At 39.3% G+C, this 11233-nt stretch carries 7 protein-coding genes; 6 read left to right on the top strand and 1 reads right to left on the bottom strand.

Translation table 11 applies throughout. The features are described from left to right. The first annotated feature begins 253 nt into the window (after positions 1-253). The 4 genes from ACWJAF_RS00995 (at position 254) to ACWJAF_RS00980 (ending at position 4660) form a co-directional block, all read left to right on the top strand. On the top strand, positions 254-472 hold the full coding sequence (locus tag ACWJAF_RS00995) for a cation transporter (RefSeq protein WP_296032993.1): 219 nt from the start codon (positions 254-256) through the stop codon (positions 470-472). Positions 473-518: 46 nt separating this feature from the next. Next, the gene (locus tag ACWJAF_RS00990) at positions 519-2387 is read left to right on the top strand and encodes a heavy metal translocating P-type ATPase (RefSeq protein WP_448861612.1); all 1869 of its coding nucleotides are present in this window, start codon (positions 519-521) and stop codon (positions 2385-2387) included. A gap of 17 nt (positions 2388-2404) precedes the next feature. Continuing rightward, positions 2405-2776: an ArsR/SmtB family transcription factor gene (locus tag ACWJAF_RS00985; RefSeq protein ID WP_296032989.1), complete on the top strand. Its 372-nt coding sequence runs from the start codon at positions 2405-2407 to the stop codon at positions 2774-2776. A gap of 393 nt (positions 2777-3169) precedes the next feature. Then, complete coding sequence (locus ACWJAF_RS00980) at positions 3170-4660, top strand: sodium-dependent transporter (RefSeq protein ID WP_448861610.1); 1491 nt, start codon at positions 3170-3172, stop codon at positions 4658-4660. 543 nt (positions 4661-5203) lie between these two features. On the opposite strand, the gene ACWJAF_RS00975 is transcribed toward ACWJAF_RS00980, so the two are convergent. Further along, positions 5204-5911, bottom strand: a complete 708-nt coding sequence (locus tag ACWJAF_RS00975) for a LytTR family transcriptional regulator DNA-binding domain-containing protein (RefSeq protein ID WP_448861608.1) — start codon at positions 5909-5911, stop codon at positions 5204-5206. Between the two features lie 270 nt (positions 5912-6181). Between ACWJAF_RS00975 and ACWJAF_RS00970 the strand changes: the two genes are divergently transcribed. Both ACWJAF_RS00970 and ACWJAF_RS00965 read left to right on the top strand, forming a co-directional pair. Continuing rightward, complete coding sequence (locus ACWJAF_RS00970; protein ID WP_448861606.1) at positions 6182-6967, top strand: hypothetical protein; 786 nt, start codon at positions 6182-6184, stop codon at positions 6965-6967. Between the two features lie 72 nt (positions 6968-7039). Beyond that, positions 7040-11233, top strand: a complete 4194-nt coding sequence (locus ACWJAF_RS00965) for a hypothetical protein (RefSeq protein ID WP_448861604.1) — start codon at positions 7040-7042, stop codon at positions 11231-11233.

The following is an 11233-nucleotide window of genomic DNA, read 5'->3' as shown; positions in this document are numbered from 1 at the left end:
CGTCGAGTTTGGGTTTGCTTTCTGTTGCTTTTAGGGAATTCAGGCTCTCTTACTACTTCTTGCCTCATGGAGTCGCGGACCAGATCTTATACCAAGGCATACGCAAGGACCGGGAATCCAACCAAAATTAATGTATTAAACAGCCAAAAAAGTATTGACAATACTGCCTGCAATGCTATAATTAAAACAAACATATGAATAACTGTTCATATATTCAAATAATCAAACAAGAAAAAGAGAGGAAGTATTTACCATGAAAAAAACTTACAAAATCGACGTAGACTGCGCTAACTGCGCAAACAAAATGGAGCAGGCAGCTAAGAACACAGACGGAGTAAAGGATGCAACTGTTAACTTTATGATGTTAAAGATGATCGTAGAGTTTGAAGAAGGCGCTGATCCTAAGAAAGTCATGAAGGCTGTACAGAAGAACTGTAAAGTTGTAGAAGATGACTGTGAGATCTTCCTGTAAGCAAGATTTGCTGGAAGAGTGACGAGGAGAAAGGCTGGGGAAAGATATGACAAAAAGACAGAAAAAATCTCTGACCAGAATCATTATAGCAGCGGTACTTATGATCATATTGAAGTTCCTGCCTGTAGAGGGCTGGCTTAAGTTCATACTTTATATGGTTCCGTACCTGGTTGTCGGATATGATATTTTGCGGAAAGCGTTCAAAGGAATCCTGAATAAACAGGTATTCGATGAGAACTTTCTGATGGCAGTTGCGACAATAGGTGCGATTGCACTTGGCAACTATAAAGAGGGCGTATCGGTTATGCTCTTTTACCAGATTGGCGAATTATTTCAGAGTTATGCGGTTGGTAAGAGCCGCAGGAATATCAGTGATCTGATGGATATCCGTCCGGATTATGCGAATATTGAAACGGACGGGGAGTTAGAACAGGTAGATCCGGATGAAGTTGAAGTTGGAACGGTTATTGTCGTTCAGCCGGGAGAAAAAGTTCCAATTGATGGCGTGATCGAAGAAGGAACCAGTACACTTAATACCAGTGCACTGACCGGAGAAAGTGTTCCAAGAGAAGCAAAAACCGGTGATGAGGTCATCAGTGGATGTATTAACCTGACCGGTCTTTTAAAGATCCGTACGACGAAAGAATTTGGAGAATCTACAGTGTCCAAGATCCTGGAACTGGTAGAAAATTCAAGTTCCAGAAAGTCAAAATCCGAGAACTTTATCTCAAAATTTGCCAGATATTATACACCGGCAGTCTGCTACGGTGCACTTGCACTTGCAATCCTGCCTCCACTGGTAAGAATGCTTGTGATGGGACTCGCACCTGAATGGGGAGACTGGATCTACAGAGCGCTTACATTCCTTGTTATCAGCTGTCCTTGTGCACTGGTTATCAGTATTCCGCTTAGTTTCTTTGCCGGAATCGGCGGAGCAAGTCATGAAGGTGTACTGGTAAAAGGTTCCAACTATCTGGAGACGATGGCACAGACAAAATATGTGGTATTTGACAAGACAGGAACGATGACACAGGGTGTATTTGAAGTAAGTGGTGTACATCATAATACCATGCCGGAAGAGGAGCTTTTGGAATACGCGGCACTGGCAGAATGCTCTTCCTCACATCCAATCAGTAAGAGTCTTCAAAAGGCATACGGTAAGCAGATCAACCGTGACCGCGTGACAGATATCGAAGAACTGAGTGGAAAAGGTGTAACAGCAAAGGTGGATGGTGTTAAGGTAGCAGCAGGTAATGCAAAGCTTATGAAATACCTTGGCATAGAATACAGTGAATGCGACGAGATCGGTACGATCGTGCATGTTGCCGTAGATGGAGCATATGCAGGACACATCCTGATTTCTGATAAATTAAAACCACATGCAAAAGAGGCAATCCGTGATCTTAAGAAAGCAGGTATTACCAAGACGGTTATGCTGACCGGTGACATGAAGAGAGTGGCAGATAAGGTGGCAGCAGAACTTGGTATTGAGGAAGTATACAGTGAACTTCTTCCGGCAGATAAAGTTGCAAAAGTAGAAAGTCTTCTGAACCAGAAGTCAGAAAAAGAGAAGCTTGCATTTGTCGGAGATGGTATCAATGATGCACCTGTATTATCAAGAGCAGACATCGGAATTGCCATGGGAGCACTTGGTTCAGATGCAGCCATTGAGGCAGCAGATGTTGTTCTTATGGATGATGATCCGAAGAAAATCGCAAAAGCGATCAAGATTTCCAGAAAATGTATGCGTATTGTATATGAAAATATTTACTTTGCTCTTGGAATCAAGGCAATCTGCCTGATCCTTGGAGCATTCGGAATTGCCAATATGTGGATGGCGATCTTTGCAGATGTCGGAGTTATGGTCATCGCAGTATTGAATGCAATCCGTGCATTATTCGTAAAAAACTTATAGAAAAGGCTGGTGGACAGATGGCAAAATTAGAAGAAGGAATGGAAGTATGTGATTCCTGTGAAGTACATGAGAACCTTCTGAAGATCGTGAATGAAAAGATGCCAGAAGAGACAGAACTGTATGATCTGGCAGAATTATTCAAGGTATTTGGGGATTCTACAAGAATGCGTATCTTGTTTGTATTATTTGAAGCAGAAGTATGTGTATGCGATCTGGCAGAAGCGCTTAATATGACCCAGTCAGCAATCTCACATCAGCTTAGAATTCTCAAACAGAACAAGCTCGTTAAGAGCAGAAGAGAAGGAAAATCTGTGTTCTATTCACTGGCAGATGATCATGTACGCACGATCGTGGATCAGGGAAGAGAGCATATCGAAGAGGATTTATAGGAAAATATATAAAGCGATGTTGTAAAAGTGGAAGATCTATATCAAATGATGAAAATATCTGATATAGATCTTCTTTTTTAATAGCAAAGTATGCAAGAGAAGTTGCCAGTGGCAAGTTCTCTGTATCCCAATTTTGTAAAATGGAAAGTAAAAAATTTTATAAGAAGATTATGAAGGCAGGATGATTAGACTATAGTACGAATAATAGTCTATTAATTGTTGAATTATCAGAAATTAATAAATAATAAAAAGAAACGTATTTAATATTACAAAATCTAATATTTGTATAAAAAAATTTAATATTTTCCATTGACAATTTTATAACCATCTCTTAAACTATGATTACAAGGTATTCATTTCTAAAAAAATTCAGTTTTGAATGGAGGTATGGTTATGGAACAGAAACAAGAAAAATTTAGTACCATAGGTTATATAGCCGCCGCGTTGGGTATGTGTATCGGTACAGGAAATGTCTGGCGGTTCCCGCGAGTATGTGCAGCGAACGGTGGAGGGGCATTTATCTTAGCCTGGACGATTGCGATGCTGGTGTTTGCAGTACCGCTTCTTTCTACAGAGATGGCCTTTGGTAAAAAGACGAGACTTGGATGTATCGGTACTTTCCGTGATGTAGGTGGAAAGAAGTATACCTGGATGGGATTCTTTGTAGCAGCTGTCTGCTTCTTCCTGATGAGTTACTATTGTGTACTTCAGGGTTACTGTTTGAAATATGCAGTGAACTCCGTGACATCATTTAAAGTGAATCTGACAACAGAGACCACATCAAAAATGTGGGCAGCATTTACAGATTCACCGGCACAGGTTATTTTATTCCACGCAATCGGATTTGCTGTTGCATGCTTTATCGTTTATCAGGGTATTGCAGGTGGTATTGAAAAATTCTGTAAGGTAGCGATTCCGGCACTGTTCATTATTCTTGTTGGTTTAGCACTTTATGCAGTAAGATTAAACGGAGCAAGTCAGGGACTTCAGTATCTCTTTACAATCAAGAAAGAATACATCTTAAGTCCGAATACATGGATTCAGGCATTCATCCAGGCAGCATGGAGCACAGGAGCAGGATGGGGATTCATTATTACATATGCGAACTATGTAGGAGAAGATGAAGACATTCCTACAAGCTGTCTGATTATGGGACTTGGTGATAACCTTGGAGCTATCCTTTCAGCACTTGTTGTTATTCCTGCAATCTGTGCACTGTCCGCTACACCGGAAGCAGCAAACGAGGCACTTAGCCAGGGTAACTTCGGGCTTACATTTATTTACATGTATCAGTTATTTACAACAATCCCGGGCGGAAGATTTATTTCCTTTATCTTCTTTGGATTACTTGCAATTGCAGCGATTACATCCCTGTTCTCTATGATCGAAGTTGGAGTAAAATGTGTTGTTGACCTTGGACTGCCACGTAAAAAGGCTGTTGTAAGTGTCTGCTTCGCAGGATTCTTAGTAGGATGCTTCTCATGTTGGTCACTGGCTAACATCGACAATCAGGACTGGGTATGGGGACTTGGACTTTTAGTAAGTGGTGCATTTATCGCAATCATTGCATGGAAGTATGGAGTTGAGAAATTACGTACACAGGAAGTTAATGCAAAAGGTGCAGATGTACATCTTCCAAAAGCATACTATACAGGGTGTATGTATTTGATTCCTGTACTGGTAGTGATTATGGTAGTTTACTGGTTACTCCAGACAAAAGAATGGTTCCCGGATACATGGCTGAATCCATTCATTATTCAGGATAATACAGGAACAGTATTACTTCAGTTCGTAGTAGTGATTGTTGTAGGTATCGCTCTTTCTAAGGTATTTAATGCTAAGACAGCAAAAGGTGCTATGAAAGATGACGAAGTGGCAAAATAATAGTTACAGTTCACAGGTGAGAATTTTCTGAACTGAAAATTCCGTATGATACAGTAACGAATAATAGAAAGAAGGTATGAGCTATGACGATGGATGCGATTATTATGATGATCATCACATTGGTTGGATATATTGGCGGATTTAGTTATTTCATGGTACGGGTATTTAAAAAGGAAAGAAGTAAATCCAAAAAATAGATAAAAGGTTGATAGATATCGGATAATAGTAACAGATATGAAAAGGACGACGATCTGATTGAAATGAATACATAACCGAACAGGCCGGAGCCGGAATCTTGTCAGAGATGACAGGATTCCGGCTCCGGTCTGTTTGAGTTTGTATTTATATATCAAGTGCAGCATGATATCAGAAGTTCCAGGAACTAATACCTGTTCACTCTTAAGGATTCTCACAAATTGCAGGAATACTGAGCTGTGTTTCACGAAGAGCTCTGCGGGCCTGACTATTACCCGACAGCCCCTTCCGCAGTTTTTTGTTTACAGAAAAATAGTTTTGTAATCGCGTGTGCCAAATAGCAGAAAGCTAAGACGGAATCAAGACACATGCACAATATCCCGGAGCTGGTTGAAAACAATAGATGGTCAGAGTCTTGTCGATTTCCGGACTATAATCATGCAGGATATGTTTATTGCCGTTTAATGCTACATCCGCATAAGTGACAAGCCATTTTTTATCCCCGTTTTCAAAGACTTCATAAAAAGAACGATTCAACATTTCTGAAACGGGAACGCCCTCAACAACAGTCATTTCATTATTGCAGTAACGAAATACAAAGTCTACACCATGTCCATCCTCATCAAATACAAGCTCAATAATACAAAAAGCAAGTGGCATATCATTGAGAAAGCTACAGTTATCAAATAATTGAAGAGAGCTGTCTTCTGAAACCTCCGAAAAGTTCTGCGCATTTAAACCAAGTGCCTTACGGATTTGTTTGTGCTGACTCAGATTACGTTTTCTCCCCTGAAAGACAGCGCCATCAGTCATTGTATAAAGTCCTTCGTCAGATATATGAACAATTTGATTTTTTCGAAGAACAACGCCTTTTGAGATATTTAGAAAATCTTCTTCCGGCAAGTAGAGCATAAGTTCTTTTATCGGGATTGTAGTCGTAATGCTTTCTCCCGAGGAAAGCGTAATGATTGTGTGAGGATTCTGTCTGGTAAGGTAAAAAATATCTGAACTTTTGATATTCTTTCGTTCGAAATATAGTGGAACATTATAACGCATATAAGACCTTCCTTTATTGTGATAATTTTATATTACTATAGTTGTATTGAAAATACAATGGAAATAATTAAAACGCAACGATTGATGCAGGTAAAATGCACTTTAATTAAGTTTTGCCACAATTTATCGAAGAAACATCAAATGAAAGCACAGATTTGAGCAAAAAAGATTGCTGATTAACCGTGTGGATGATATTATAAAAGAGTATAAATAATGATACAAAAGGAATCATCAGGGCAGAGACAGGAATAAGAAAGGAGTGGGAAGCGGATGAAAAGAAGAATTTCGAAAAGGATTATTGCAATTGTAGTGAGCCTTTGCGTAGCATTTTCGATTATGCCTTTATCGGTAAGTGCAGCAGAGGCTGATAAAGTGGAAGGTGATAAAGCGGGAGTTAAAGAAAGTCAATGGCTGACTACCGGAAAAACATTTACTATCAATCGTGTTTACACAGCAGGGTTGACTGCTTGTGGATCAGCACTTGTCAGAATTGCCGGAGCAACAGATAATGAAGGATTTCAGAAAGTAGCTTCATTTGTTAATAAATGGGTTTGTGGAGGCAGCAACACTGGACAGACACTGGCAGAAATTCAGACTCTTTGTAATGAGATACTTAATGAAGTTAAGCTCATTGATGAACATCTTAGAGTGTATGATGCAGAAATATTGGGTACACTTCAGGAGATACAGTACACAGAAGCGAAAAATGAACTGGATCAGCAATGGTCTAAAGATGTAGAGATATATGAAACTGCCGGAAATGTAGGAAATACATTGGAATTCTACGAAAAGTATATGGAAGCCGCGCAACTGTATATGGATGGTAAGACGGATATGAATGCTGTCGAAGAGAGTAAGCAAGATCTTTATGATGGTTTTATTGAGGTTTATAAAGCGGCTGGAAATAGCTTTGAAAATCCAACCGATGAGAAAAAAAAGGACGCTATATTTTGTAATGACACGATAGATGGTGTATTCAAAAGAACGATTTGGAGTATGATCAATGCGTTGAATAAGCCAAGTGATGAGAAAACTTATGCGGATGCTGCGGCATAATTTGCATATAGGGCTTATGGATTTTCTGATGATCAATATAATTACATAGTTTCAAGTATTGATAAACAATTTATGGAAATCATTAAGATGGAGATGATGTATCAGGAATTTATTGCACAGCGTGGTGATTATTTTGAAGAAAAATATCCAGATGATGAAAGTAAATGGGAGAGCTATGCTGCATGGACGGATGATTTAAATAAGTTGAATGAAGATGTTGCCAAAGCTATGGATACTATGCTTGACAGAGAAATATTAGTTTCGGATTCAACGGTTAGTTCGATTCGGATGAAATTGAATGAATTTGTAAAGCCAGAAGACATGGTATCTGTACGTATGAAAAATGAAAATTACCATGAGAAATTAACAGGCGAGTTCTATGAGAAGGAGCAACCGGTTATCGATGCGTTTGGCGAAAAGAGAGTTAGCTATGCTGATAAGTGGAAATCCAATGCTGATGTAATTACGCCGTTTGTTAATTTTCACAGAATTGCTGTGCCGACACCTAAAACGGAGAAGAATCCATCGGGAATAGATATTTATTATATTTTCGATACATCACAGCCACACAATGCGGAAGAGGATGGGGATTGGAATTCAGACGATTCTGTTCCTGAAAATTTGCGGTTTTATCAATTTGAAGAGAAAATGGATTATAAAGGGGTGAAAGATGAGCATATTCCAAGTTGTGATTTTATTAATTTAACAAAAGAAAATTATAGCGATGGGCAGAATCAATTTAGTTGCGTGAAGAATACGGCGGAATTTCAGAGCTTATTCGCTACAGGACTATTCAGTGCATTATCAAGTATACCTGGTGATTATCTGAGTGAATACCTGCTTACAAAAGAAAATACAAAAACATATATTGCTTTACCGGATTATGATTATGATTGGAATGATACATGGGCGACAAGCTATACGATTTTCCATGTGGTTGATACAACAGGACAGTATCCGGGAGGCAGTTTTGAAAGTTCTACTTTAAGTGCAGAAAAAATTCAACCGGATAAATCAGCGGGGGCATATTCGGCATATACCGTTATATTAAAGAACCGCCCACAAGAAGATGGTTATTATAAGACGAAAGTTGATGTTGCTACGAATGGAGTCGGAGATACAGAGTTAGAAATGGTTCAGGAAGATGGGACAACATGTCAGGAAAATATTGTTCCTTCAGGAAAAGAGGTAACACTTCGGTTTAAGGCGGAAGGTACAACTGTTCTGGAATCCCTTACATTGCAGAGACATAACAATACAGAAAATCCATCAGAAGTAAGTTCGGAAGAAACGTTGTTGACAAAAGACCAGATCGCGACATTGATTCCGGATGAAGAAGGATATTATACATATACATGCGGTGCACCATATTCAAATGCAACATTTGTTTTAAACGGAGCAGTAGGACATAAGGTATATGTGAAAGGTACGAATCAGTCATTTGAAGATGCAATCCTATTGGATTCCTATGTAGACTACTTTGAAGAAGGAGAAAATGTTGAATTTTATGTATCAGATAATGTAAAGAGTGTCGGATATTATGAGGGTGATACTTATAAAGAGCTTGCATTAACAGAAAATTATGAGGGTGACAGAAAAGGAAGTTTCGTAATGCCGGCGAAGGATATTACATTATACTATAATGCAATCTGCGAGGAACATTCCTATGACAATGGATTCTGTACAAAATGTGGCGAATATCAGCCGGCAGACTATAATGAATCTACAGGCAGTTATGAGATTGGTAATGGTGGACAGATGTTTTGGTTTGCCGCTCTTGTAAATGGGGACGATGAATATACACAGAATCAAGAAGAAAAGCTAGATGCACATGGAGTGCTGGTGTCTGACATTTCACTTAAGAATCCGTCGGACGAAAAACATGAATGGAAATCAATCAGAGAATTCACAGGAATTTTCGACGGACAGAATCATACGATTTCTGATTTCGTTATGACGAAAGTAAATGATGAGTCAATAGGCTTTTTCCAGTGGCTTAGGAGTGACCCGAACGAGACAGAGAAAGCGACGCTTAAGAACTTTACACTGAATGGAACAATCGTTACAATAGCAAGTTTTGAAAGAACAGCAAGTGCAGCAGGTGGTGTTGTAGGAACAGCTTCCGGCGGTGTGATCAGGCGGGTGAATTCAAATGTAAATATTGCAAAAGGAGTGATATACTATATCGGCGGAATTGCCGGAGTGATCAACGAAGCAACTTCTATAGAGGAGAGTACATATTCAGGTGAAATCGTACTGGATTTCGATTCCTACGGAGTCGGCGGAATTGTAGGTGAGGTATCTGGTGATGCAAAAATCAAGGATTGTGCAAATTACGGATCAATCATACCTTATAAACATGATGAAGGATATTACGGTAACACCGGTTGCAGAGGTGGAATCACTGGATATGTTTCATCAGGGAATTTCATTCTTTCTGATTGTTACAATTATAGCCGGGTGCTCATAAAGGCGGGGGATAACTATGGTGCAATCTCCGGAAAATGTCAGGCGAATAAAGATGGAATCAAGAATAATTATTATCTCGATACACTTCCGGTAAAAGGTTTCCTGGGAGAAGCTGAGATTGCGAATGATGAAGAACTGGCAAAGTCAAAGACAGCAGAACAGTTCAAGAGTGGTGAAGAGGCATATCTTTTAAATAACGAGGTGACAGACGGCTCTCAAGTATGGTATCAGAATATTGATAACGGAGAAACTCCGGATGCTTATCCGGTTCTGGATGATACACATGGCACAGTCTATCGTTGGGAAGATGGAACCTATTCGAATTATGAGAAAGAACCTGTAGAAGAAACTTACGAGATTCGTACATTTGAAGAATTTAAGAAAATTCCGGAAATTGTTAAGAAGAACAATCGTGCAAACTTCAAACTGATGAACACGATTTTCGGAGACGGTAAAACAATGACAGAATCAATCGGTTCAGCAGACAATCCGTATAATGGTACATTTGACGGACAAGGATATTATGTCTACCGATTCGATATCAAATCATCCGATGGAAATGCAGCACTTTTTGATACGATCGGTGCACATGGAAGTGTAAAGAATTTCGCAGCTTTTTATCAAAATATTGAAGGAGAGAAAGCAGCAGGTCTTGCAATTGTCAATTATGGATTGATTGATGAGTGTATCAGTGGATCAAATCTCAGCGGTCCATTTACTGATCGAGTTACGAAAGAGCCTAAAGATTTGAATGAGACAACGACATTTGTTAAGGGCACATCAATGGCAGGAGGCGTTGTAGTTGAGAATAAAGGTGTGATTCGAAATACTGCGAACTATGCAAAAGCAACAGCAAGTGCATCAGATGGAATTGTTGGAGGAATTGCAGTAGTAAACAGCGGAACGATTGAGAACTGTATGAGTATAGGTTCTCTGTCAACAAAGGAAAATGGAATTGCCGGAGGAATCGTTGGAAAGCTGGATAAAAATGGCTCCATTCAAATTGCATATAGTGCACAAACTGCGATAGAAGGTGGGACAACCGGGGCAGTATTTGGCACAAAAGAAGAAAGAGCAGGAGCTGTGAATAACACATATTACCAGGATACCTTATCAGGAAACGAAGAACAGGGAACAGCGAAAACAGCGGCTGAGATGAAGAGCAATGCTTTTAAAGAGGAATTAAATACTCTGGTAGCAGGCAATGAAGAATTGTGTAGTTGGACATGGAATTCAACAAAGAATCAGGGGTATCCAAGAATCTTATCTTCGCTTATTACGGAAGTTGAATTAGTGAACGCATCAAAAGGAGTTACCGTAAAAGGTATGATGCATAAAGATACGAAACTTCAGTTGAACGAGCTTGACAAGAAGAATGACATTTATCAGGCATTTAAGAAATATGCACAGAAGACAGATAAGCAGGTTCTTTATTCAGCAGAACCGACGTTGGTATATGGAGATGAACAGCCAGCACCATACGAAGGAAATCTGAATGTAAAACTGGATCTGTCAAAGTATCGAGGAAAAGGATATAAGGTTCTTGTTTATCGAAATAATCAGATCGAAGAGCTTGAAATTGATAAACAGATGATCGCCTCAAAAGATGTAGAAGAGATGGTTCCGTTTGCTGTACTGGCTGAAAAGAGTGAGATCTCCAAAGCAGTTGATCATATTAAGGATACAGTAAAAACAGGAGATAACAGCAGTGTGATTCTTTTGCTTTGTATTGTTGTTGTGGCAGGTAGTGTAGCAGGTGGAGTTATTTACTGGAGAAAAAAGAAAGCAAAACGATAA

The organism is Dorea sp., from assembly GCF_977044405.1.
This window is presented reverse-complemented; position numbering and strand designations above follow the sequence as displayed.

Bases quoted from the DNA above. Each gene is read 5' to 3' on its own strand.
- ACWJAF_RS00995 (WP_296032993.1), top strand. From the start codon at position 254: ATGAAAAAAACTTACAAAATCGACGTAGACTGCGCTAACTGCGCAAAC.
- ACWJAF_RS00990 (WP_448861612.1), top strand. From the start codon at position 519: ATGACAAAAAGACAGAAAAAATCTCTGACCAGAATCATTATAGCAGCG.
- ACWJAF_RS00985 (WP_296032989.1), top strand. From the start codon at position 2,405: ATGGCAAAATTAGAAGAAGGAATGGAAGTATGTGATTCCTGTGAAGTA.
- ACWJAF_RS00980 (WP_448861610.1), top strand. From the start codon at position 3,170: ATGGAACAGAAACAAGAAAAATTTAGTACCATAGGTTATATAGCCGCC.
- ACWJAF_RS00975 (WP_448861608.1), bottom strand. From the start codon at position 5,911: ATGCGTTATAATGTTCCACTATATTTCGAACGAAAGAATATCAAAAGT.
- ACWJAF_RS00970 (WP_448861606.1), top strand. From the start codon at position 6,182: ATGAAAAGAAGAATTTCGAAAAGGATTATTGCAATTGTAGTGAGCCTT.
- ACWJAF_RS00965 (WP_448861604.1), top strand. From the start codon at position 7,040: ATGGAAATCATTAAGATGGAGATGATGTATCAGGAATTTATTGCACAG.